At 62.0% G+C, this 23003-nt stretch carries 20 protein-coding genes; 12 read left to right on the top strand and 8 right to left on the bottom strand.

Annotated elements, in window-relative coordinates; translation table 11 throughout:
- Positions 1-208: 208 nt before the first annotated feature.
- The gene (eglC, locus tag ACTJKL_RS27710) at positions 209-1606 is read right to left on the bottom strand and encodes an endo-1,3-1,4-beta-glycanase EglC (protein ID WP_440854327.1); all 1398 of its coding nucleotides are present in this window, start codon (positions 1604-1606) and stop codon (positions 209-211) included.
- A gap of 304 nt (positions 1607-1910) precedes the next feature.
- Between eglC and ACTJKL_RS27715 the strand changes: the two genes are divergently transcribed.
- The 4 genes from ACTJKL_RS27715 (at position 1911) to ACTJKL_RS27730 (ending at position 6399) form a co-directional block, all read left to right on the top strand.
- A complete protein-coding gene (locus ACTJKL_RS27715) occupies positions 1911-2363 on the top strand; it encodes a transposase (RefSeq protein WP_100673459.1) in 453 nt (150 codons plus the stop codon).
- A gap of 470 nt (positions 2364-2833) precedes the next feature.
- Positions 2834-3136: a hypothetical protein gene (locus ACTJKL_RS27720; RefSeq protein WP_018096383.1), complete on the top strand. Its 303-nt coding sequence runs from the start codon at positions 2834-2836 to the stop codon at positions 3134-3136.
- 116 nt (positions 3137-3252) lie between these two features.
- A complete protein-coding gene (locus tag ACTJKL_RS27725; protein ID WP_440854328.1) occupies positions 3253-5016 on the top strand; it encodes a tetratricopeptide repeat protein in 1764 nt (587 codons plus the stop codon).
- Positions 5017-5115: 99 nt separating this feature from the next.
- A complete protein-coding gene (locus ACTJKL_RS27730) occupies positions 5116-6399 on the top strand; it encodes a mechanosensitive ion channel family protein (protein WP_379937602.1) in 1284 nt (427 codons plus the stop codon).
- A 38-nt stretch (positions 6400-6437) separates the two neighbouring features.
- Here the strand turns inward: ACTJKL_RS27730 and ACTJKL_RS27735 are convergent, their stop codons facing one another.
- Together ACTJKL_RS27735 and ACTJKL_RS27740 are read right to left on the bottom strand one after the other, a co-directional pair.
- Positions 6438-6950, bottom strand: a complete 513-nt coding sequence (locus ACTJKL_RS27735; RefSeq protein WP_100673455.1) for a pilus assembly protein N-terminal domain-containing protein — start codon at positions 6948-6950, stop codon at positions 6438-6440.
- Positions 6951-7037: 87 nt separating this feature from the next.
- Positions 7038-8333, bottom strand: a complete 1296-nt coding sequence (locus ACTJKL_RS27740) for a pilus assembly protein TadG-related protein (protein WP_440854329.1) — start codon at positions 8331-8333, stop codon at positions 7038-7040.
- A gap of 257 nt (positions 8334-8590) precedes the next feature.
- Between ACTJKL_RS27740 and ACTJKL_RS27745 the strand changes: the two genes are divergently transcribed.
- From ACTJKL_RS27745 to ACTJKL_RS27780, 8 genes are all read left to right on the top strand, one after another.
- Positions 8591-9103 carry an A24 family peptidase gene (locus ACTJKL_RS27745; protein WP_100673453.1) on the top strand — a complete coding sequence of 171 codons (513 nt, stop codon included), beginning with the start codon at positions 8591-8593 and terminating at the stop codon, positions 9101-9103.
- Between the two features lie 43 nt (positions 9104-9146).
- Positions 9147-9938, top strand: coding sequence for a Flp pilus assembly protein CpaB (gene cpaB / locus ACTJKL_RS27750; RefSeq protein WP_338279762.1), 792 nt, complete (start codon positions 9147-9149; stop codon positions 9936-9938).
- 22 nt (positions 9939-9960) lie between these two features.
- A complete protein-coding gene (locus ACTJKL_RS27755) occupies positions 9961-11703 on the top strand; it encodes an AAA family ATPase (protein ID WP_440854330.1) in 1743 nt (580 codons plus the stop codon).
- A complete protein-coding gene (locus ACTJKL_RS27760; RefSeq protein ID WP_411921363.1) occupies positions 11700-12125 on the top strand; it encodes a TadE/TadG family type IV pilus assembly protein in 426 nt (141 codons plus the stop codon). Before ACTJKL_RS27755 ends, ACTJKL_RS27760 begins: the two co-directional genes overlap by 4 nt.
- A 253-nt stretch (positions 12126-12378) precedes the next feature.
- Positions 12379-12540 carry a Flp family type IVb pilin gene (locus tag ACTJKL_RS27765; protein WP_411921364.1) on the top strand — a complete coding sequence of 54 codons (162 nt, stop codon included), beginning with the start codon at positions 12379-12381 and terminating at the stop codon, positions 12538-12540.
- 106 nt (positions 12541-12646) lie between these two features.
- On the top strand, positions 12647-14080 hold the full coding sequence (locus ACTJKL_RS27770) for a TadA family conjugal transfer-associated ATPase (RefSeq protein ID WP_411927007.1): 1434 nt from the start codon (positions 12647-12649) through the stop codon (positions 14078-14080).
- A gap of 28 nt (positions 14081-14108) precedes the next feature.
- Positions 14109-15110, top strand: coding sequence for a type II secretion system F family protein (locus tag ACTJKL_RS27775; protein ID WP_411927008.1), 1002 nt, complete (start codon positions 14109-14111; stop codon positions 15108-15110).
- Positions 15111-15119: 9 nt separating this feature from the next.
- Positions 15120-16085, top strand: a complete 966-nt coding sequence (locus tag ACTJKL_RS27780) for a type II secretion system F family protein (protein ID WP_102763988.1) — start codon at positions 15120-15122, stop codon at positions 16083-16085.
- 79 nt (positions 16086-16164) lie between these two features.
- Here ACTJKL_RS27780 and ACTJKL_RS27785 read toward each other — a convergent pair whose 3' ends face one another.
- Genes ACTJKL_RS27785 through ACTJKL_RS27805 form a run of 5 tightly spaced genes read right to left on the bottom strand, consistent with a single transcriptional unit; the run spans position 16165 to position 22972 of the window.
- Positions 16165-17205: a chemotaxis protein CheB gene (locus ACTJKL_RS27785; protein ID WP_411927009.1), complete on the bottom strand. Its 1041-nt coding sequence runs from the start codon at positions 17203-17205 to the stop codon at positions 16165-16167.
- A 9-nt stretch (positions 17206-17214) separates the two neighbouring features.
- Positions 17215-19341, bottom strand: a complete 2127-nt coding sequence (locus ACTJKL_RS27790) for a hybrid sensor histidine kinase/response regulator (RefSeq protein ID WP_440854331.1) — start codon at positions 19339-19341, stop codon at positions 17215-17217.
- Positions 19328-20968 (bottom strand): methyl-accepting chemotaxis protein, encoded by a 1641-nt coding sequence (locus tag ACTJKL_RS27795; RefSeq protein WP_411927011.1) that lies wholly within the window; start codon positions 20966-20968, stop codon positions 19328-19330. The genes ACTJKL_RS27790 and ACTJKL_RS27795 overlap by 14 nt, the downstream gene beginning before the upstream one ends.
- Complete coding sequence (locus ACTJKL_RS27800) at positions 20946-21614, bottom strand: chemotaxis protein CheW (protein ID WP_411927012.1); 669 nt, start codon at positions 21612-21614, stop codon at positions 20946-20948. The genes ACTJKL_RS27795 and ACTJKL_RS27800 overlap by 23 nt, the downstream gene beginning before the upstream one ends.
- Complete coding sequence (locus ACTJKL_RS27805) at positions 21611-22972, bottom strand: CheR family methyltransferase (RefSeq protein ID WP_338279739.1); 1362 nt, start codon at positions 22970-22972, stop codon at positions 21611-21613. Before ACTJKL_RS27805 ends, ACTJKL_RS27800 begins: the two co-directional genes overlap by 4 nt.
- Positions 22973-23003: the final 31 nt, after the last annotated feature.

Genomic DNA, 23003 nt, shown 5'->3' on the forward strand with positions numbered 1-23003 from the left:
CGCCATGTGCGCCTTCCTTTTGGTGCACGAGCCGCTTCTGCAAGTTTCGGGTTCCAAGCTCTAATTTATGACCGTCACTGGGAACCCCGCAGTTCCAAAGGGAACAGTTTAGCGATAGCGCGTTCTGCCGATCCATTCTGACCGGCAGATCCTTGCGCTGCCGGTCTCCTTGGAAACTTCTTTCCTGGCTCAGATCTGCTTTCCTTGCTCAGATGTGCCAGTCGGCGTCGAGCGAATAGGCCTTGACATAGTCGACCTTCATTTCGGCGCCGTCCATGAGCCCGTCGTCCGGTGGGCCAGCCATCCCGCCAACCGCAAGATTGACAACCATGTACATTGGATCGTGCATGTCCGAGGGGGTGTCGGCGCGTGCGATCGCGGTATCGTCGAAGTACCAGACGATCTCCTCTTCCGTCCAAAGCACACCATATTTGTGAAAACCACTTGTATCGGTAACCCTGGCTGCGCTTGCGATGCTGGTCTGCGAACCGGTCTCATTGGAATGCACGGTGGCGATGACCGTATTTGGATCCTGGCCGTACATTTCGACCACATCCAGTTCCGGCGGCCAGGTGCCGTCGGCCGGCAGCAGCCAGAATGCCGGCCACGCCCCCTGATCATCGGGCATGTCGGCGCGCATCTCGAAGTAGCCGTAAGTCTGAGCAAATGACGAGTAGGTCGTCAGCATGCCGGAGGTATAATCATACCAGTTGGTTTCGGCTTGGATCGCCTGCGAGGCCGGCTTGGCGGTGATCGTCAGAACGCCGTCCGTCACGGAAAATGGATTGGCCGAGGCGGTCGGCTGATAGGCCGGATTGACGTACCATTGCAGCTCGTCGTTACCGGTGAGGGTCGCGCCCTTTTCGGGTGCCCACCAGTACTTCGGGTCCCAGGCACCGCTGGTGCCGTCGTTGAGCTGAAGCGTGTTGAAGTCGTCGGAGAAGGTCTGCGTCAGAACGGATCGGTCCAGCGCCAGGCTGAACTGGCTCGCTTGCAGCTGATCGGCGGTGGTATTTGCGAAGACGAGACTCTCGCCATCGGCAAGGCTCAGTCTGAGATCCCCGCCTTCCTGGGCAACGTTGCCAAGAATGTGGTCGAATGACGTGAAACCATAACCTTCGAGCCTCACCATATCGTCGGCGCCGAAGTCGCTGATCAGGTCGCTACCGTTGCCCCTTTTGAAAGCGAAAGTGTCTGCACCACCCGCCCCGATGAGGATGTCGTTGCCGGTGCCACCATCGATCGTCTGGCTGCCGGAGCCACCGCTGATGATGTTGTCGGCACTATTGCCGAAGCCAAAACCTCCGGCGCCTGTGACCGTCAGGTTTTCGAAATTCTCCGGCAGGGAATAGCTCATCCAGGTCTTGATGGTATCGAGGCCGGCGCCGGGCGCCTCAGAGGCTCGGTTGGCCCCTGAATAAAGATAGTAGATATCGTCGCCTGTGCCCCCGACCATAGTGACATCGGTGGAACTGTCAGCCCACATCGAATCGTTGCCGGCCGTTCCGTAGAGCACCGGTCCCGACGCGCTGGCGGAAAACCATGCCGTAGAACTACCGCTATAGGACAGCGGCTCGCCTGGGGCATTCGTGACAGTTCTGCTCATCGAGAAGTCTCCTGTTAGTGGCTTGACCCCCGCCCGCAGGGCCACCCCTAGCATCCCGTACTGTGACTTGTCGCACACACCTCCCGCCTTAACCGAACAAGATGGAGGTGAGGTGAGCATTGCAACAGCCCACATTCTCAACTGGTGCGCGGTGCAGTGGCCGACGGGTACGACTGCGCTGCAGGCACCATGGCTCGCTAGTACGGGGGTCCATCAACTATCTGTAAAGCGGGTGTTTGGTGGTTGTGTTGACTCTGTGGCGCACCCAGCAGAAAACAAGTGGTGACTAAGGAGGGCATTGCTGATGGCTGAGGAGAATAACACCGGGTCAATTGCTGCGGCCGTAGCGGCGGAAGACGAGAAGACATCGGCGGCTAAGAAGAAGAGGTCGCCACGGCGCCGGAAGGCGGCTGCCGAATCGGGGCGAGCTGTATCAGAGGCGCCGGCCGCTAAACCGAGGAGGTATAGCAAACAAGAGAGAAAGGAGAAGCTCAAGCTGATAGAGACGCAAGTCGCCGAAGGCAATGGTACACTCAAAAACGCTATCAAGAGTGCCGGCATTTCGGAGCAAACCTACTATCTGTGGAAACGGACCGTTAAGCCGGTTGAACACAGGGCCGAGAAGCCTCTTCCCGCCGGCGAAGAGCTGGCGGATCTCGTTCGGCTCGAAGAAGAAAACCAGAGGCTCCGCAAGCTTCTGGCGGAAAAGTTGCGAGCGGAAAATGCCGAACTGCGCAAGAGGCTTGGGCTAGATTAATCACGACCGGAACGCGCGGCTCGCCATAAACCTGAATTCGCTCCCGGTTTCGCATCAATGCCGGCAAAATTTTGCGCTGCCGTTTCCCGCCGTCACTTCGCGAAAGGTAAGCGAGTTGGCGCGTGAGGCATAGAGCCGCCTCGCAGGTGGAGGAGTTGAAGCGCGCGGAAAGGAATGTATCGGTGCGCTGTGAGGAATGCCGCTGCGCCGAACGGCGTGGATCTCCCTCGATGAGCTCGCTGCCCTTGACGCAGACAACGAGCGGCTCAGGAGGCTGCTGGCGGAACAGCTTCATGCACAGAACTTGCTCCTCAAGAAGATGCTTGCGCGGTTTGATGCGGGATAGCGGGATTGCATGCGCCGCCCGATTTCGATCCTTCCCGGCAAGGTAGGCGTAATCCGACTATCGCCCGATGCACGCTACCGCTCGGGCCCGGGCGAGCGTATTATCGGAGTTCGGTTTCACGAGGATGGACGATTTGGATTTGCAGGTTTTCCGAGATTCGCTTGCCAAGCCACAGCCGCCCGCCGGTCTAAGCCATGCGCTGCAAGCGCTGTGGTGGGATGGAAAGGGCGATTGGGACAAGGCGCACGAACGCGCGCAGGAGCACGAGGATAGCGCGGGCATGCGTGTGCATGCCTATCTCCATCGCAAGGAAGGTGATCAATCGAACGCCGAATATTGGTATCGCCGATGCGGTACCGCACCGTCGACCTTGACGGTCGATAAAGAATGGGAAGAGCTCGCACGGGCACTTTTGGAGCAAGTTTGAGTTCTGCTCCTCGCGAAGTGGTTCTGCATGTTTGACGCGAGAGCGCATCAATGCGCGAACCGCCGAATCGACGGCAGTATTTTTGATCCGCGGGCACTAGGAAGGCGCCATTGCCTATGGCCAAGGAACCCATCAGACGTCGGCTTGCAGCCATTCTGGCCGCTGACGCGGTCGGTTACAGCCGGCTCATGGAGCGGGACGAAAAAAGCACGCACACATTGCTTATGGCTCGGTGGAAAGAGGTGCTGGAGCCGCTCGTCGGCATTCACCAGGGCCGTGTCTTCAAGAGGACTGGCGACGGCGTGCTCGTCGAATTCGGCAGTGCGGTCAACGCCGTCGAATGCGCTGCAGCACTTCAACAGGCGATGGCGGCTGCCAACAGAGACCTGCCGGAAGACCGGGCCATCGTACTGCGCGTCGGTGTCAACCTCGGCGACATCATGGTTGAGGACAGCGATCTTTTCGGCGACGGCGTCAATGTAGCTGCCCGTATCGAAGCGCTTGCCGATCCCGGCGGCGTGGCGATTTCTGATGGAATTCATGAATATGTGCATGGTCGCACCGACATCGACTTCGTCGACAGCGGTTATCATGAAGTCAAGAACATCGAGCGGCCGGTGCACATCTGGACATGGTCGCCTAACGATCGCACGAGCGAGCCCCATGAAATTGCTGCCGAACCGCCCCCGCAGCTTCCGGCGAAGCCGTCCATTGCCGTCCTTCCATTCGACAATATGTCCGGCGACCCGGAACAAGGTTATTTCGCCGATGGCATCACCGAAGACATCATCACCGATCTCTCGAAGGTTTCCGGCCTTTTCGTAATCGCCCGGAATTCCTCTTTCGCCTACAAAGGCAAGACGCCGGACATCCGCAAGGTGAGCCGGGAACTCGGTGTACGCTACGTCTTGGAAGGCAGCGTACGCAGGGCAGCCGATCGCATCCGCATCAACGCCCAGATGATCGACGGGACGACCGGCGGCCATTTGTGGGCCGAGCGCTACGATCGCGGGCTTGAAGATATCTTCGCCGTACAGGACGAGGTGACGCGCACCATCGTCAACGCGCTACGCGTGAAACTGACAGCCGGCGAAGAGGAGCGGCGCGAGAGCCGCGGCAAGGTCGACCCGCAGGCCTACGACCTGCTCGTCCGCTCCCGTCAGGCGATCCCGCAGTTCAGCGCCCTGTCGTCCATGGAGGCCCGCCGCATGCTGCACCGCGTCCTCGAGATCGATCCAGGGATGGCGGCTGCCCATGCTTCGCTTTCGATCATTGCCTTGACCGACTTCATCAATCAGTGGAACGGCGCGACGCCCGACAATCTCACACAGGCGCGCGAACTGGCCCAAAAGGCCATCGATACCGACGATACCGAGCCGCAAGGTCATTACACACTCGCGCTTGCCCTTTCCTGGATGCGGCGTCTCGACGAGGCGGAGCACGCTGCAGAGCGAGCGATCGAACTCGATCCCAATTCCGCCAACGCCTATACGGCACTCGGCACCATACGGGATTTCCAGGGCCGGCACGAAGAGGCCCTGACGCTGTACACACGAGCCCACCGGTTGGATCCGCAATTCGACCTGTCACTGCATTTCCAAGGGAGGGCCTTGTTGAATCTCGGGCGTTTTGACGAGGCCGAGGTCGCCTTCAAACGTCGGCTGATGCTCGCGCCCAGATCGGACATGACGCGCTTCTATCTTGCCTGCCTCTATGGTCGTACCGGGCGGCACGAAGAAGCGCGGGGCTATTGGCGGGAAGTATTGGGGGTCAATCCGAGCTTTTCCGTCGATCACCTGAGGCGATCTTTACCCTACCAAGATCCCCATCTGATGGACCGGATGGTGGAGGGACTCCGCGAGGCGGGAGTTTCCATCTAGAGCACTTCCGGGAAAGTGTGTAACGGTTTTACTGCTAACATTTGGGAACAGGGGGTTTGCAGATCTAGTTCAAAGGGCGCCGCCGTGGATTTCATGCTGATGGTTCGACCGCTTGAAATCTGGTTCAGGACATTCGTCCTCAGCGAATGGACATTCTACCAGCTTGGGATTATCGCCGCCGGTTACGTTTTCGCCTCCTTCGTCGCATCCAGATCCGAGCCGGCGATGGAAACGAGGGCTCGGCGCATCAAGGGCAATCCGGACCTGCTGCGCGTTATCATCGCCTTCATGCGCCGCCTGAAATGGCTTTTTCTGACCCTGTGGCTGTGGCTTGCGAACGTCATTCTCAAACAGGGTACCTGGCCGTCGCAGCGATGGCTGGTCTCTACGGCGCTATCCCTCGCGGCCGCCTGGTTCATAATTTCCGTCCTGACCAAGATCATCCGCAACCCGACCTTGTCGCGCCTGGTGGCGATCGTAAGCTGGGGATACCTCGCCGTATATGCCACCGGCCTTGACGGCCCTGTCCTGGCGGCGCTCGATGCTGCCGCCGTCAATCTGGGCGTGATGCGTCTTTCACTGCTGATCATTCTGAAGGCGGTTGTTCTGACAGTCGCCCTTATCTGGGTCGCAGTGCTCGTCGGCAATGTGCTTGCCCATTGGGTTCAGCGTTCCGGCGACCTTTCGCCATCGTTTAAAGTGCTGATCAGCAAGGTCATCAAGATCGTTCTGATCATGATCGCCGGTGCAGTCGCCTTGTCCGCGACGGGTATCGATCTCACGGCGTTAACGGTGTTTTCGGGTGCTGTCGGTGTCGGCGTCGGCTTCGGACTGCAGAAGGTCGTGTCCAATTTCATTTCCGGGATCATCATCCTGCTCGACAAGTCGATCAAGCCCGGCGACACCATCACGCTTGGAGACACGTTCGGGTCCATCCGCGACCTCCGTGCGCGTTTCGTGTCGGTGATTACCCGCGACGGGAAGGAATACCTCATCCCCAATGAGGACTTCATCTCGCAGCAGGTGGTGAACTGGTCGTTTTCCAGCGACTACGTCCGGATCGATGTCGATTTCGGCACGTCCTACGACAGCGATCCGCATGAGGTGGTACGGATCGCCATCGGCACGGCATCGAGCGTTCCCCGCGTCGTCAATGCCTACAAGGCGCCGGTCTGCTGGATGACCGCCTTTGGTGCCTCCTCGCTGGATTTCCGCCTCCGCTTCTGGATCTCGGATCCGGCCAACGGCCTGACGAATGTGCGCGGCCAAGTTCTGATGGCACTATGGGATGCCTTCAAAGAGGCGGGGATATCCATCCCCTTTCCCCATCGGGAAATCATCGTCAAGACGCCGGTGGAGATTCAGCGGCCACCGCGAGCATAGATTAGGCCTGATCGGCGGACAGGCGCTCCAGGATGCCGTCACTGCTGATTGTCCGGGGAAGGGGCGGAAAAGCCGTTGCGCGCGGCAATTTGCGAGGCCGTGGCGTTGAAGTGGTCGGCGTCGTCTCCGACGAGCAAGACCGGGTCGCAGCGCCTTCCGCATGTAAAGGTTGCCCGGCGCACGCCCTGGTGAACCGTCACCAGACGACCGCTTCCCGCGACGACATCCAGAATGAGGTTGGCCACTTCGGCACCGTCGCCGTCGATCACGATCAGGTTCGTGGAGCCGGGTGTCTTGCCGGTGAGGATCACGGTTCTGTCGTCGCTGAGGCTTGCCTGCGCTATTCCTGTATTGCCGATGATGACTGTGCTTGCAGGCCGAGGAAGCGCAACGGTCTTGGCAAAGTCAACGACAAGCCGCTCCACCCCTTCGGCTCCCATGCTTCGCTGCTGAACGGGAACGATCGCCGTTTTTGACTCGTCCGCTGCGGCGGGCCTGACCAGAGCTGACATTGCCAGCACCAAGACGGCCCCTGTTGAGCGCCTGTACATGGGAAAACTCCTGCTTTGATGACAGTGGGAGTCAACGGCTGGACGTCCCCTTGCGTTCCAGCCGGCTACAAAGAAGTGGCCGCTCGTTCACTCGATGAGCGATACCGTTCGACCGACCAGGATCTCCTTCGTCGGCGAGGCGCAGGTCTCCATCGTCGAATTTCCCGTGAAGGTTACCTGATCGGCAATGATCTGCGTACATCCTCCCGAAACGCTCGAGTTTCCGGTGAAGTCGATTTGGCCCGTCGGCGCGTAGAGGTTTCCAACCAGCGTCGACTCGGAATTGCCTGTTATCTGATGGACTACGCCGACACTTTTGCGGCTTGAGAAAAACAGCAGGCCGGCAAAAGGTCCGGTGGTCGGAGCGGACAGATCGATGTCACCGTTGCCGAGCAGATTGGCGGCCGCCGAATTGACGAAGAAAAAGGTGACGCCGTCGCCGGTGAGTATTGCCCCGGCCGTTATCGTCAGTTCGCCGCCGTCTATGATATAGAGGCCAGGCTTCAGCGTGATCGTTCCCTTGATGTCGACTCCCCCGCAGAAACGGATTGCCTCGACCCCGCTTGCAAGCCGGTCGAAGACATAGGTGGAGTTCGAGACATAGGTCAGATCTCGGCAGGGAAGCTGCTGAATGTGCAGTTTGTCCGGCTCGACGACGGATGCAAAGGGATCCGGCGTCGGTGGAACCTGCTGGACGGGTTTGCTGCAGCCGGTGAGCGTGAGGCCTGTCGTGGTTACGGCTTCGCCGACCGTATACACGCAATCGGTCGACATGAGCGCGCTGCCGTTCTTCATCAGAAAGGCGTCGGCCGCAGTTGAATTAGAGACCACGCTGCAGCCGGACAATCGAACATCCGTCGAGCCGGTTACGGTTACCGCGCCCGATGCGGAGTTCGACAGGGCAAGCACGCAGGCTTTCGAGCCGCCCGTAACCTGAGCGACTGCACGTGCCTTCATCGTAATGGTTCCCGCACCGAACACGGAAGAAAACAAGCGGGGATGCGTCTCGGTCAACTCGACCGTCACGTTGTTCGATCCACCGGCAGAGCCCGCGGCCGTGGACACGGTGAGGCCGCCCGGCGAAAAACCCGAGCCGCCTGCGACCCTTCGCGCGGCGGCCTCGAGTGCGGATTGTTGATCACCTGCGCGATGGCGCACGGCTGCGGCATAGGCCGATACGTCCGCAGCGTGCTGCAGCTTGCGCTTTTCCAGATACCAATAGCCCGTTTCGGCCCCCAATCCCATCGCCCCGACGAGGACCGGAAAAGCCACCGCAGCGATGACCGCAACGGCGCCGCCCTCCGCCTTCAGAAATCGCCGCGCGACCCCTGGCCGTCGAGGCGAACGGCTCGCTTCATCGATCGCGTCAATTTTCTTGCTCATCCACGTTTCCCGAAGCCGAAGCCTTTGCGTGCCGCTACTCGAAACCGCATATCCTTGAAGAAATGCATCAGGGCTTTCCGGTGGGACGATATATCCCGCCCGCCGCCTGCCGGCGATTCGGCCAGTCGGCCTAGTCCGGATCGCAGCCCTTGCCTGGCGTTCCTAGTCCATCAGGTCGAATGGATATTCCTTGGCTTAATAGGCACATTCCGGACATTCCAACCGGCCCGTCGGCCCTTGTGCATGAGGCATCGAAGATGATCTCGACATCCGCAGCCTGGCTCGCTTTTTTTGTCTTTGCCGGAGCGATGACTTACGCCGGCATCAGGGATGTGGTGACGATGACCATATCCAACCGCCTGGTGGTCTCCCTGGTGATCGCCTTCGCCCTTCTTGCGCCCGCTGCAGGCCTGGACCTCGCGACGGTTACGTCAAGCGTTCTCGTTGCCTCCGCCGTGCTCGCTTGCACTTTCGTCCTCTTTGCTGCCGGCTGGATCGGCGGCGGTGACGCGAAACTCCTGCCTGTCGCCGTGCTCTGGCTCGGCGCCGACCTTGCGCTCCCCTTCATCCTCTACACGTCGGTGATCGGCGCGGCCCTGACGGTTGGGCTTCTTCAGCTTCGACGGGTGCCTCTGCCGCTCGTCCTGAAGAAAAATGCCTGGGCGAAGCGTCTTCTCGACCGCGAGACGGGCATTCCCTATGGCGCGGCAATGGCGCCGGCTGCCCTTTTGCTGCTGCCGGAAAGCCACTGGTGCTCCGCCCTTCTTTGATCGATCGCGCCACGGTCCGCTTGCGCAAGACGAGGTTTAATCCATGATCCGTATCGTCATTCTCCTGCTCGCACTGGCATCCGGTGGAGCCGCCTCCTGGCTGGCGCTCGGCGTCGGCGAAGAGCCCGCGGTCAAGGTTGCTGAGGTTCGGGAAGCGCCTTCGCAGGAGGTGCTCGTGGCCGCCGCAGAGTTCAAGCGCGGTGCGGCGATCGACGAGAGTCACCTGCGCTGGCAGCCGTGGGAGGGCGAAATCCCTCCTGTCTTCATAAGCCGCAGCTCCCGCCCGGACGCGACGACAGCGCTAAAAGGTTCTCTGGCCCTGAGCGACTTCGTTGCCGGTGAGCCCATTCGCGAAGACAAGCTGGCGCAGCGTGGCACGGGTTACCTGTCGAGTCTGCTGCCTTCGGGAAAGCGGGCGATCGCGGTTCGCGTCACGGCCGAAAGCACGGCCGGCGGATTTATCCTGCCGAACGATCACGTCGACGTGGTTCACACCGCCGCCCGCCCGGACGCCTCCGGCGACGCCGGCAAGGTCGTCAGCCGCGCGATCCTGTCCAATATTCGCGTCCTTGCAGTCGATCAGACCGTCTCGCAGGCAGCCGATGGAACCTCGGTCATCGGCAAGACCGCGACGCTGGAAGTGGATCCGGAACAGATCGCAGCCGTCGCGGCCGCCGAGGCTTCCGGCACCGTCTCGCTCGCACTTCGTGCGATCACCGACAACCACGAGGCCTCTGTCGTCGAGTCCGAGGGAACCAGACGCGGCGTGGTGCGCTTCTTCAACGGCGGACGCATGTCGATGGTGGAGGTTCCCTCCCGTTCCGACGGCAGCTGATCCATTTACGGAACCCTTGACGATGAAACAGCCTGACGAAATCAAAGAATCGCCGCTGCCAGCCACGGCTCCCCCGCTGCTGCCCATTCCGAAGGTGGACATCGCAATCTTCTGCCAGTCGGAATCGGTAAGAGATGCCGTCGCAACGGCGGCGATCGATCGGCGAATGGCGCGTGCCAGCGTGACCGTGAAGGCCGGCGGGATCAAAGAGGCGGCGGCGCTCTATGGCGGCGTCACATCGCCGAATCTGGTCGTGGTGGAGAGCGAGGAAAGCGAAGCCTGCCTGATGCAGGCCCTGGAAACGCTGGCAATGGAGTGCGTCACCGGCACCAAGGTCATCGTCATCGGCCGCTCCAACGATGTGGGACTCTACAAGAAGCTTCTGGACGCGGGCGTCAGCGACTACCTCGTCATGCCGCTCGAGCCGATGGATTTCGTTGCGGCGGTACACCGCTGCTTTCGCGATTCCACCGAGGAGAAGCTGGGCCGCATCGTTGCATTCGTCGGCGTGAAGGGCGGAACCGGCTCCTCGACACTCGCACACAATGTAGCCTACGCAATGTCCAAGCGGGTGGATGCCGATGTTCTTCTGGCAGATTTCGATCTTCAGTCCGGGACGCTCGGCCTGAACTTCGATATCGAAGCAAAGCAGGGCATGGTGGATGTGCTCCAGAGCCCCGATCGGCTGGACGACGTGCTGCTGCGGCGGCTGGCGGTGAGCTATACGGATCGCCTTCACCTGCTTCCGGCGACCACGGATCTCGACAAGTTCATCCATCTGCGGGAGGAGGATGTCGACCATCTCCTCGACGTCGCTCGCTCGAGCTCCTGGCATGTCGTCGTCGACCTGCCGCATATCCTCACGCAGTGGACGAGGAAGGTTCTGCTCGAGGCCGACGAAATCGTCGTGACCGCGACGCCCGATCTTGCCTGCATGCGCAATGCCAAGAACCTGATCGATTTTCTGAAGAAGGCGCGACCCAACGATCCGCCGCCCCGTCTGGTGCTCAACAAGGTCGGCACCCCGAAGCTGCAGGAAATCAAACAGAAAGATTTTCTGGCGGCCGTAGGCCTTGACGAAAGCGTCTCGCTGTCATTCGACCCGTCTCTCTTCGGCGCTGCGGCCAATAATGGCCGGCTGATCATCGAGTCGGCGCCCGATTCCAAGGCCGGGAAGGCCATCGTTGCGCTTGCCTGGCGGGTCGGCGGGACGCGTGAGCGACGAATCCGCAAAAAAGGGCTAAAGGCGTTGCTGCAGAAAGTGTTCAAGCGCGGCAAACCGAAGGCATCATCCTTGCTGAGCAAGAAGGCCGGCGAATTGAAGACCTCCGAGGCCGGTGCTTCGGCAGTCGAATTCGCGCTGATTGCGCCGGTCCTCGCTCTCGGTCTCGTAGCGACGGCCGATCTCGGTCTTGCGATCAACGAGCGGATGACGATCGACCATGTCCTGCGCGCCGGTGCGCAGGCCGCCATGGCCGATCCCGGCGCGGAACAGGTGGAGAAGGTGCTCGTTTCGACCCTGGCGCAAAGCCCGGCTCTGGCGAGCGCCGCGGTGCCGGCGGTGAAGCGCTACTGCGCCTGCCCAGAAAATGCCGATGTCGCCCCTGAGGCCGCGCCGCAATGCGGAACGGTGACCTGCGCGAACGCGAAACCGCAATTCGTGTATTATCGGCTCGCGGCTGCAAAGTCCTATCGGCCGATGTCCCTGCCGGCGGTACTTCCCGTATTCGAGCTCGGGTCCTCCATGCAGGTGCAAGTCCAATGAGGGCTCCGCCCGCCATCCTTCGCCGCCTGTTGCGCAGTCAGTCAGGCGCTACGGCGGTGGAATTCGCGCTCGTCTGCCTGCCTTTGCTGCTGCTCGTCTTCGGCATCTTAGAGTTCGGCCGCGCCTTTTACATGCGCAACGAGCTGTCGCATGCAGTCGATATTGCAGCCCGGCGGGTGCTGATCGGGCAGATCGCACGCGACGCGACTGACAGCGAAGCGAGGACCAAGCTGGACAGTGCCGTGCGTGAGAGTTTCCACAGCGGCGACCCGGCGCTGCTCACTATCGCCGTCAACAAGGAGACGGTGGATGGTATAGCCTTCCGCGTGCTGTCGATCCGCTATCCGTTTACCTTCGTTATCCCCGGTCTCGCCCAAAGCCCTGTCAGCCTCAGCCTGTCGCGGCGCATCCCGATCGGGTGATCGCTTTTTCCGGCCGCGGTTCGGTCTATCGGAGCCTCGAACTGTAGCAATCTTCCGTTTTCGGACGAGCGGACTAGACCAACCGGACGAGCCACCTGTACGGCCGGATCGGCCATCAGGCTGAATGGATCGGGAGGGTTAACAAAGTCTATATAGGAGCCACACAGCAAGCGGGACACGAGGCAGAACCCGGCCCGGCCTGTGACGCCGAACCTGGTTTCGGCACTTTCTCCAACCCATGAAGGACCGAACCATGAAAAATCTTCTTGCCCGTTTTGCCCGCAACGAATCCGGCGCCACCGCAATCGAATACGGCCTGATCGCCGGCCTGATCGCCGTCGTCATTATCGGCACGGTGCAGACCATCGGCACCGACCTGGTGACCAAGTTCGGCGCCATCGCTACGGCGCTTTAACGGTCCAGGCATCACACGCCGGTCGTCAAGCGAGCGGGAGGCATAGCCTTCCGCTTTCGCATTCAAAGATCTCACACATGTCAATCTCGGGAGCGGAGCGACAACGATGTTCGGCAGGAAATCCATCTCGGAAGAGCGGATAGCAGAAGCAGCGGTCCAACCCGTGGTCGACACCGTCCCGCAGGCTGCCGCGCCTGCCCCCGTCCCGATTCTGAAGCCGGCTCAGGTTACGGCAGCCGCGAAACCCGAAAAAGCCGAGCAGTATTACGCACTGAAAAAGGAAATCTTCAGCGCCCTCATCGCGACAATCGACGTCGCAGCACTCTCCGGCATGGATGGGGAGCAGGCGCGCAAGGAAATCGGAGCGATCGTCAACGACATCGTCGCGGCCAAGAAGGCCGGCATTTCGATGGCGGAGCAGAACAACCTTCTCAGCGACATCTGCAACGACATCCTGGGTTACGGGCCGCTCGAGCCCCTGCTCGCACGCGACGACATCGCCGACATCATGGTCAATGGCGCAAACCAGGTTTTCATCGAGGTGAATGGCCGCGTGCAGGAGACGGGGATCCGTTTTCGCGACAACGAGCAGCTACTCAATATCTGCCAGCGCATCGTCAGCCAGGTTGGCCGGCGCGTCGACGAATCGAGCCCGATCTGCGACGCGCGTCTAGGCGACGGTTCGCGTGTCAACGTGATCGCACCTCCCCTGGCAATCGACGGCCCCACGCTGACGATCCGCAAGTTCAAGAAGGAAAAGCTGACCCTTGACCAGCTGGTCCGGTTCGGCTCGATCTCGCCGGAGGGCGCCGAGGTTCTCAAGATCATCGGACGCGTGCGCTGCAACGTCCTCATTTCCGGCGGTACCGGCTCCGGCAAGACAACGCTTCTGAACTGCCTGACCGGTTATATAGAGCACGGCGAGCGCGTCATCACCTGCGAGGATGCGGCAGAGCTTCAACTGCAGCAACCGCATGTCGTGCGCCTCGAAACGCGGCCGCCGAACATCGAGGGGCAGGGCGAGATCACCATGCGCAACCTCGTGAAGAATTGCCTGCGCATGAGGCCCGAGCGGATCATTGTCGGCGAGGTGCGCGGGCCCGAGGCCTTCGACCTGCTGCAGGCGATGAACACCGGCCACGACGGTTCGATGGGAACGCTCCACGCCAACTCCCCGCGCGAGGCGATGGCGCGCGTCGAGGCGATGATCACCATGGGCGGGAGCTCCCTGCCGGCCAAGACGATCCGGGAGATGCTCGTCTCGTCGGTCGACGTGATCGTACAGGCGGCGCGCCTTCGCGATGGTTCGCGCCGGATCACTCACATCACCGAAGTGCTCGGCATGGAAGGCGACGTGATCACGACGCAGGACCTCTTCGTCTACGACATCCTCGGCGAAGACGAGAAGGGAAACATCATCGGCAGGCACCGTTCGACCGGCATAGGGCGGCCGGCATTCTGGGATCGCGCTCGCTACTACGGCGAAGAGACCCGGCTCGCCGCGGCCCTCGACGCGGCGGAAATGAAGGCCGCCGCTTGAATTAAACGCTGACAAAGGGCCAAAACAGATGGCAACCTCTTTGCTGTTTCCCGCCTTCGTCTTCCTCCTGGCATCCACCAGCATCGGCGGTGTGATGATGGCGGCGTTCTATCCGCGTGTCTCCAAGGCAAGCGCCTATCGCCAGAGGTTCGAGCGCATTTCGGCGCGGGCGGAAGACAAGCGAAGCGAACCAGCCGAGACGGATGGCCGCGACCGCCGCCGGTCGGTGGAAAAGACGCTGCGCGAGATAGAGGAGAAGCGCCAGGCGAATGCGCGCAAAGGCAAAGTGACGCTCTCGGCCAGACTCCGTCAGTCCGGCCTTCATTGGTCCCGCAAGGCCTATTTTCTCGTCTGTGCCGGCGCCGCGCTGGTCACCTGGGTCGCGATGCTGATGGTTGTGGGCCTCGGCGCGCTTGTGTCGGTCGGTTTCGCGATCGCCGGCGGTCTGCTCCTTCCGCACCTCTATGTGAACATCAAGCGCAATGCGCGCTTTGCCCGGTTCGCCGCCGAGTTTCCGAACGCCGTCGACGTCATCGTCAGAGGACTGAAGGCAGGTCTGCCGATGCCGGATTGCCTGAGGGTGATTGCCACGGAAGCGCAGGAGCCGGTCAAGGGCGAGTTCCTCGCGATCGTTCAGGACCAGACGTTGGGCATACCGGTGGACGAGGCCGTGAAGCGCATGAGCGAACGCATGCCGCTTGCCGAAGCCAACTTTTTTGCCATCGTCGTCGCCATCCAGAGCCGCACGGGCGGCAGCCTCTCGGAAGCGCTCGGAAATCTTTCCAAGGTGCTGCGGGAGCGCAAGAAGATGAAGGGCAAGATCAAGGCGATGAGTGCGGAGGCGAAGTCCTCGGCCGGCATCATCGGTGCTCTGCCGTTCCTCGTCGCCGGCGCCGTATATTTCACGAGCCCTGACTACATGACGCTCCTGTTCACGACGACGGTCGGCAAGGTCGTCCTCGTTGGCTGCGGCCTGTGGATGGGCATCGGCATCCTCGTCATGCGCAAGATGATCAACTTCGACTTCTGAGAACTTGAGATGAACCTTGGCGTCCATATCCCAGACCCGGAACAGTTGGCGGCCATGATGGCCGGCTTCTCCGCCTTTTCAGCGGTCGTCGTCGTTTCCTGGCCTTACGTCTTCCGGGACACGCTGTCGGAGCGTATGCGGAAGGTGGAGGGCGAACGCGAACGTATCCGCCAGCGCGAACGCGCCCGGCTGGAAGAGAAGAGCAAGGTATCCTTGCGTGTGGAGCCGAAGCGGCTCTTTCAGGCGATCGTCGACCGCTTCCGCCTTGCCAAGCAGGCGGAGGACGGCGAGATCGTCCGCAAGTTGAGCATGGCAGGCTATCGCGGCCATGCCGCGGTGACGGCCTTTCTTGCCTTCCGGCTGATCGCGCCGGTTGCCATCTTCACGGCCTGCCTGCTTTACATCCTGTTGGTCGTCCGTCCGGAAGCGCCGCTGCTTCTGGTGGTGGCGATGGCCGCCGCCATGGGCGCGTTCGGATATTTCGCTCCCGCGATCTTCATCAGGAACAGGATCACCAAGCGGCAGCAGTCGATCCGGCGTTCTTGGCCGGAGGCGCTGGACCTGCTGTTGATCACCGTCGAAGCCGGCATGGGAATCGAAAGCGCCTTCCGCAAGGTTGGCGAGGAGGTCGGCACGCAATCGCCGGAAACTGCGGAGGAGATCCTGCTGACGACGGCGGAGCTTTCCTACCTGCAGGACCGGCGGCAGGCGTTCGAGAACCTTGGGCAGAGAACCGGAGTGGAGGGCGTGCGCGCCGTCGTCACCAGCCTCATCCAGGCGGAAAAATACGGCACGCCGCTTGGTCAGGCGTTACGCGTGATGGCACAGGAGAACCGGGACATGCGCATGAGCGAGGCCGAGAAAAGAGCGGCCGCTCTCCCGCCCAAGCTCACCGTGCCGATGATCCTGTTCTTCCTGCCCGTGCTCTTTGCGGTGATCATTACACCGGCGGTTATTCAGATAATGAACACCTAGAGGGGGGCGGTGTGGCGCCTGCGCGTCAAGTCCGACGCGTGGGCCCCACAACGTTCATGTCCTTGTTTACTCCTCCCGGTTAGCTCCGTCCCCGGGCGATGGCAGCGATGTTCTCGGCTATGCTTTCCAGCGGCAGCACCAGGTCCACGAGGCCGGCACCGATCGCCGACTTCGGCATGCCGAAGACCACCGAACTCTTCTCGTCCTGCGCGATCGCCTTGCCGCCCGCCATGCGCAGCGCCCGAAGGCCCTCCGTCCCGTCATCGCCCATTCCGGTGAGGATCACCGCGAGCGACTCCCCCTTGAAGGCGCGCGCGATCGAACCGAAGAGGTAGGATCCGGACGGCTTGAAGCCGTTGACCGGAGCATCGTCCGAGACGCGTAGGCGCGATCTGCCCGAGACCCCGAGCTGATAATTGTCCGGTGCGAGGTAGACGGTGCCGGGTTTGAGAAGCTCTCCATTCCTGGCGATCTTCACCTGGAGCGGCACGGTCGCGTCGAGAGAGGCGGCAACGCCGTCGATGAAGCCGGTCGACATGTGCTGGACGATGAGGATCGGCACCGGGAAATCGGCTGAGAGGTCTCTGAGTATCGAACGGATCGCCGCCGGCCCACCGGTCGAGGCCGCGATGGCCACGATTCCGATCGGTGTCCCTGCCGCTGGCGGTTGGTCTTTGGCCGCGCGATCTCCGCGGGCTTTCTGGCGCCATTGCCGGACGACCTTTACCTGCGACATGGCCTTGATCGTAGAGAGAAACTTTTCGATCGCCGGCTGTTCGAGCGGCATGCCGTGGGCGGCCGGCGCCGGGATGACCGCGAGAGCGCCCGCTTCGAGCGCCCGCGCCGAAATGGTCCCGAGCTGCGTGCCGTCCTTATGTGAGAGCAAAACGACCGGCGTCGGTGCCGCGATCATTATCTCCCTGACGGTTTCTGCGCTGTCATCCCCCGAAGGGCTAAGTTCCAGGGCGACAATGTCCGGCAGGAGTTCGCCGGTCATTCTAACGGCGTCTCTCCCGTTTCTTGCGATCAGGACGAGCTCCGCGGAGGCGTCCCTCTCGATCGCCCTCTTTACGAGATCTTCAACCTCGTGCGTGGATGTCGCGAGAAGAATGCGTACCATCCTCTTCCCTCAAACGACCTGCCGCATTGTTTCCAGGAAGTCGTGCGCATCGAACTGATCCTTCCTCAGGTAAGCGTTTGCGCCGGCGCGCAGTCCCTTCAACTTGTCTTCAAGGGACTCCCGCCCGGTGACGAGTACGACGGGCGTGCCGGTAAGACGGTCAGACTGGCGAATGGCCCGGGTCAGCTCGAAGCCATTCATGGACGGCATATCGACGTCGGCTACGACCACGTCGGCTCCATGGTCGCGAAGCTGCTTCAACGCTTCCGTGCCGTCGGTCGCCATCGTCACATCGTATCCTGCGCCCTCCAGTATGAGCTTCACCAACGTTCGAACATATTTCGAATCGTCGACGACAAGGACCTTCCGACGAGCGGCCGCAACGGGCCGGCGCCCGACGACGCTCTTGCGAGGCCGCACCTCGGCTGCAGCTTCGGCGAGGGCTGCGACGTTCAGGAGGAGGGCGATGCGCCCGTCGGGGAGCACCATTCCACCGCTGTAACGCCGGACATTTGCCAGGCGCGGACCGAGCGATCGTGTGAGCAGTTCCTGTTCCCCGGTGATTTCGTCGACGAGCACTGCCATGGGCCCGCCCGGCGAGTCGACAACCACTGCCGGGATGGTTTCGGTCGCGTCGCTCCGGTTCGGCTGGAGGCGGAGCCAAAGCGAAAGATCGACGAAGGGCATCGGACCGGCGGGGGTACGGACGAAATCCCTGTCCTCTACCAGCGTGAAGTCCCCCCGGGCGATCCGGATGACGCGCTGGACGGACGTGGTGTCGATCGTGAACACATGTCCTCCTGCAAGGACTTCCAGAACACGAACCGTTGCAAGGGTCAGAGGCAGGGTGAGGGTAAAGGCAGCACCGCCGGTCGGTACCTGCGAAACGTCGACCGCGCCGCGTAGCTTTTCCACATTGCTTTTCACGATGTCGAGACCTATGCCGCGCCCTGAGAGGCTGGTGACGGTCGCCGAGGTGGAGACGCCCGGCTCGAAGACACGCCGCAGGAGATCCGCTTCGGGTTGATTGCTTCGAGGGCTTTCGCCTGTCGCCGTACTCAGCAAAGCCAAATTCAGGCCGCGGCCGTCATCTTCGACACGAACCTCCATCCTGTTTCCGCGCATGGCGGCCGAAACCAGGATGCTGCCCGTTTCCGGCCGCCCTGCCGCCCGACGCTCCTCCGGCGTCTGGATTCCATGCGCAACCGCGTTGCGGACGAGGTGGCGCAGCGAATCCTGCAGCGCTGAAATGACGGAGCGATCGACTTCGATCTCTCCGCCCCTGATCTCCAGTTCTGCCCGTTTCCCCGATGCCGCCGCCACGTCCCGGACGATTCGGCCAAGGCCCTTGCATGCCTCCGCAAAAGGCTGTGTGCGCGCTAGCCTGATCTCTTCGTCGAGCGCGGTCACCGCACTTTGCATCAGGCGAACATCCTGGCGAAGGAATGCCGCGAGCTGACGCAGGCCGCTTTCGACACGCGCCACCTGTCCGGCGGGTTCAGAGCCCGGTGCGCGCATTTTCCTTGCTTCCTCGCGCAGCGAAGAGGCCTGCTCGGCATGACGCCGCATGACGCCATTGAAGGTGAGCATCTCACCGCTCCTGTAAAGGAGTGCATCGAGGCGCGCGGCGGAGACGCGCATGGAACCGTCGGTGTCGGTGGTGCGAATGGCGATCTCCGGCTCAGGCAAGGGCGGATGGTGGTGCGCTTCTTTCATGCCGTCATCGGAACCCGCGCTTGCGATGGACTTCAGCTTTTCGACCACGTCCTCGCCATGCACGGGAGAGGGGATCTCGCCGCCCTCAAGCAGATTGGCCGCGTCCCTGATCGCGTCCGCAGCCGACAGCAGCAGGTCCAGCCTCGATCTTTCGAGCACAAGCCGTTCATTCGCAGCGATCGAGAGAATTTCCTCCATCCAGTGACAAATCGTTTCCACGCCGCGCACCTGAAGCAGGCCGGCGGCACCCTTGAGGCTATGCGCCACCCTTAGAAGCTGTTCCTGCAGATGCCGTTTCCGATCCGCATCGCCGGACGCCTCAATTGCCAGCACGGCGTTCTCCATCTCCGACGCACGTTCCCGCACCTCCTGAGTGAACATGGTCAATAAGCCGGGGTCGAGTTCTTCAGGTGTTATCATGTTCGCTGCCGTGGTCGGTGAGCATTTCCTTCAGCCTTGAGCCGAGTTCGTTCAAGTCCTTCGCGGCCTCCTCGGCCTGCCGTATCGCCGAGAGGTTCTGGCTGCTGGTCTGTTCGATGTAATGCATCGCTTCGTGAATCTGCTTCATGCCGGCGCGCTGCTGACCCGCCGACGCGGCGATCTGAGCGACCGATCGCGCGGAATCGTCTACGATCGCCTCCAATTGCCGGATGGTCTCGCCCGCTTCGCTGACCGTCTCGAGCGCACGGCTGACGCTCTTGGATCCATCCTCGGCGCCGATGACCGCGGAGTTTGTCGATTTCTGGATTTCCATGAGAATGCGGCGGACCCTGGTGGTCGCAGCCTTCGACTGGTCGGCAAGCGTCCGGATCTCGCTGGCGACGACATTGAAGCCCCTGCCGTGTTCACCGGCGCGCGATGCCTCGATCGCAGCATTCAATGCCAGGAGGTTCGTCTGGTCCGCGATCTCGGCAACGACCGACACGATTTCGCCGATCTCGAGGCTGTTTTCCGCAAGCGAGAGAATATCTGCAGCGATCGTTTCCGTCCGCGCGCTGACGGCATTCATCACCTGCACCGTGTCGTCCAGCGCTCTGCGGCCCTCATTGCTGATCTTGACGGCGTTGTCGTAGGAGGCGGCAACCTGCTGCGCGCGCTGCGCCGCCTGTTCTGAAGTCTGCAATACCTCATCGACGCTCGTGACCGTCTGGGCAACGGCCGAGGACTGCTCGCGCATGCCTTCGACCTGTTGCGTGGTGCCGGCGAGAATCTCGGCAGCTGACGATGAGAGGTGTTGCGCCGTTTCCGAAATCGTGGCGAGCAACTTCTCGAGCCTCTCCCTGCTGCCCCGCTCGTTGTCGATCATACCGGCAAGCCTCTCTGTCATCGCATTGAAGGAGGCGCCGAGAACTGCGAGCTCGTCGCTGCCGTCGACCGACGCCTTCTGCGCCAGGTCACCGGCGCTGACCTTTTCCGCCAGCACCGCGAGCGCGCGCGTGCGGCGGGCCAGACGGCGCCCGACCCTCAGCACCTGAAGGAGCACCAGCAGGGCGAGAGCCGAAAAACCGAACTGCAGCAATTGGGAGCGCTGAAGCCGGGTGGCTCCGGCCTGTTCGATGCGGCTGATCAATCCGTCCAGACGCGCCGCAAACGCTCTGATCTCCGGATCCAGCTCGTCCAGCGCGCCGCGGCTGAGCGGTGCGCTGGCCATGGCGCTTTCCAGAGCGGGCCTGATTTCATCCCGCCACAGTTGGCGGGCTTGTTCGAGCTGCGTGAGGGCAGCAGGTTCGTTCGCTGCCGCCAGTCCGATCCCTTCTTCGCTATTCGCCAGACTTGCAAGAAGCCGCTCATTGCGATCCATCAAGCGGCGCAGTTCGTCGGCAACAGCGGCCCGAGCCGGACCCTCGGCTCGTTCCAGGTGACTGGCCGTGTAGATCATCTGGTAGGCCAGCCGTTCCTTGCCGAGCGAGGACGTCGCCGCAAGATCCGCCTGGACGCGTTCCAGAGCAATGAAACTGGACCCGACGAGCAGCGCCGATGCTGCTAAGAATAGGAGCATTGCCAACCCCAATGCGCCATAGAGGCTATTTGCTGGTCGGGGACTCATGAAACTCGGTCCTTTCCGTCTCGTCGCTGGCGGTGATCTGCCCATCATCAAGAAAGAAGCGGCGATCCTCCAAAAGCAGTCGGCCGTCGAGAATGACCGCCCCGGCTTTCGTCGTCGCCCAATGCCAAGCTATGCCCGCAGCCGGCTCCGCTGCGCGAATTTCCTCCAGCGGGAGCGTCGATATTTCTGGGGCGGCTTCGGAAAGGATCAGGAATTCGGGCCGTTCCCGCCCGCACACGATCGCCCAGTCATTGGCGATGCCGGCCAGTTGCGGGAGATCCAGCGGTCCGCGCAGATCGAATACGGGAAGCAGCTGACCGCGCAGGTCGTAAACGCCACAGGCATGCGGGGGCATTCCGGGGAGCGGGGTGACGCGTGCCCTCGAAACGATTTCGCAAACGAAGCGGATCTCCAGGGCAAACTGCCGATCCCCCAGCACGAAGATCACGAGATCGACGGCCTGTTCTTCGCTTTGCCCGGCGGATACGTCAACGGCCACGCGGGGTGATCGTTGCACGTATTGCGCTTCCGAATCCTGTTGTACCGCTTCCAGAAGCGCCTCCGTCTGTTCTATCGCGGCTGCCATACGGCTTCTGACGGCGGTCCAGTCGAGCGGACGGGCGGGGGGGCGGGAAGGTGTCTTCATCCGGCTTCGCTCCCGAGATGTTGGCGTATCGTGGCGATCTCTCGCCGTGCGCGCTGCGCCAGATGTCCGGCCGTCGCCTCGGGCATCAACGCAACGTGTTCGCGCGGCGAACGAGAGAGGCAGGACGAGAGCGCATTTTCGAGGGCGCGCAGGGCCGCCTGCGGATCGCTGTCCTTGAGGCAGACACCGAGGAAGAACTGTGCAGCCGCCAGTTTGCCGTCGAGATAGGCCACCCGCCGGAGTGCCGCCGTCGCCGCGTCGGTCTCGCCGCTGGCCATCCGGGAGACACCTTCGAGGAAGTGCAGTTCCGCGGATAGCGGATGCCTCTCGATCGCTCGCGCGGCAAGGCGCGCTGCCTCAAGGGGCTCACCCAGGTCGAAACGCGATCGGATTTGCCGCGCGATGGCCTTGGCCGTATCGTCGCCGGTCGTTTTTCGCGAGGCCGCGGCGCGAGCCCGGGCGGGCGGAACGCACGCGGCCGGGTTGCCGGTCTGGCGCCGAACGGGAGCGAGGCACGCGGTCGGGCTCTTACGTGCGTCCGGAGCCATGATGCGGCGGTAGACAATGCCCGCGGGCGTGATCGACGTCTCGAAGGGGGCGTATTTCCACAGGGGCGGGTCGGTCGGGGCCGTCAGCAGCCAGCCGCCATCGGAAAGGCAGGCCAGAAGCTGACGGGCGATGCGGCGCACCGCGCTCGCCTCGAGATAGACGAGCACGTTGCGGCAAAGGATCAAGTCGAAGTCAGCCAATCGCTTTTCCGGAGCCGGAAGCGCGTCGGTGCCGAGGTTCAGATGAGCGAAGTCAACCTGCCGGCGCAATCGCTCGTTCAGTCGAAAACGCCCCTCGCACGAAGTGAAGTAACGTTGCCTCAGCCTCGGGTCCGTATTCCTCAAGGCCCACTCGCCGTATTCGGCAGCCTTGGCCGCGGCGAGTACCCTCCTCGAAATGTCGGCTGCATCGATCCGGACATCGTTCAGGAGGCCCTCCTCTTCGCAGAGAACGGCAAGGGAATAGGGTTCCTCACCCGTCGCGCAGCCGAGGCTCCAGAACCGCAGAGGAGGCCCCCCGGACCGCCGTCGCAGCAGTTCCGGGAGAATTGTCTGCCGTATCAGTTCGAATTGCTCGGGTCCCCGGAAGAAATGCGTCTCGGCGACCGTAACCGCAGAGATCACGTCATCTGTCAAATACTCGTCCAATCCCAGCCGGTCGAGAAGCGAGCGGCCCTCGCCAATGCGGCGCCGCACCATCACCCGCTCTATCGCCGTGGCGACGGCTTCTTTCCGGGATGCCGAGAAGCTCAGGCCGATCTTGCCTGCAACCTGTTCAGCGAGCTCCAACGAGGGGCGGCGCCTGTTCACTGGACACCTCGTTGCCCGTGTGCCGGACAGG

Source organism: Sinorhizobium sp. 22678 (assembly GCF_052044265.1).
Taxonomy (GTDB): domain Bacteria; phylum Pseudomonadota; class Alphaproteobacteria; order Rhizobiales; family Rhizobiaceae; genus Sinorhizobium; species Sinorhizobium meliloti_A.

Coding starts and splice junctions, on each gene's coding strand:
- ACTJKL_RS27745 (WP_100673453.1), top strand. CDS start 8,591: ATGATCTCGACATCCGCAGCCTGGCTCGCTTTTTTTGTCTTTGCCGGA.
- ACTJKL_RS27725 (WP_440854328.1), top strand. CDS start 3,253: ATGGCCAAGGAACCCATCAGACGTCGGCTTGCAGCCATTCTGGCCGCT.
- cpaB (WP_338279762.1), top strand. CDS start 9,147: ATGATCCGTATCGTCATTCTCCTGCTCGCACTGGCATCCGGTGGAGCC.
- ACTJKL_RS27735 (WP_100673455.1), bottom strand. CDS start 6,950: ATGTACAGGCGCTCAACAGGGGCCGTCTTGGTGCTGGCAATGTCAGCT.
- ACTJKL_RS27720 (WP_018096383.1), top strand. CDS start 2,834: ATGGACGATTTGGATTTGCAGGTTTTCCGAGATTCGCTTGCCAAGCCA.
- eglC (WP_440854327.1), bottom strand. CDS start 1,606: ATGAGCAGAACTGTCACGAATGCCCCAGGCGAGCCGCTGTCCTATAGC.
- ACTJKL_RS27740 (WP_440854329.1), bottom strand. CDS start 8,333: ATGAGCAAGAAAATTGACGCGATCGATGAAGCGAGCCGTTCGCCTCGA.
- ACTJKL_RS27755 (WP_440854330.1), top strand. CDS start 9,961: ATGAAACAGCCTGACGAAATCAAAGAATCGCCGCTGCCAGCCACGGCT.
- ACTJKL_RS27765 (WP_411921364.1), top strand. CDS start 12,379: ATGAAAAATCTTCTTGCCCGTTTTGCCCGCAACGAATCCGGCGCCACC.
- ACTJKL_RS27760 (WP_411921363.1), top strand. CDS start 11,700: ATGAGGGCTCCGCCCGCCATCCTTCGCCGCCTGTTGCGCAGTCAGTCA.
- ACTJKL_RS27795 (WP_411927011.1), bottom strand. CDS start 20,968: ATGAGTCCCCGACCAGCAAATAGCCTCTATGGCGCATTGGGGTTGGCA.
- ACTJKL_RS27715 (WP_100673459.1), top strand. CDS start 1,911: ATGGCTGAGGAGAATAACACCGGGTCAATTGCTGCGGCCGTAGCGGCG.
- ACTJKL_RS27790 (WP_440854331.1), bottom strand. CDS start 19,341: ATGATAACACCTGAAGAACTCGACCCCGGCTTATTGACCATGTTCACT.
- ACTJKL_RS27775 (WP_411927008.1), top strand. CDS start 14,109: ATGGCAACCTCTTTGCTGTTTCCCGCCTTCGTCTTCCTCCTGGCATCC.
- ACTJKL_RS27785 (WP_411927009.1), bottom strand. CDS start 17,205: ATGGTACGCATTCTTCTCGCGACATCCACGCACGAGGTTGAAGATCTC.
- ACTJKL_RS27780 (WP_102763988.1), top strand. CDS start 15,120: ATGAACCTTGGCGTCCATATCCCAGACCCGGAACAGTTGGCGGCCATG.
- ACTJKL_RS27730 (WP_379937602.1), top strand. CDS start 5,116: ATGGTTCGACCGCTTGAAATCTGGTTCAGGACATTCGTCCTCAGCGAA.
- ACTJKL_RS27800 (WP_411927012.1), bottom strand. CDS start 21,614: ATGAAGACACCTTCCCGCCCCCCCGCCCGTCCGCTCGACTGGACCGCC.
- ACTJKL_RS27770 (WP_411927007.1), top strand. CDS start 12,647: ATGTTCGGCAGGAAATCCATCTCGGAAGAGCGGATAGCAGAAGCAGCG.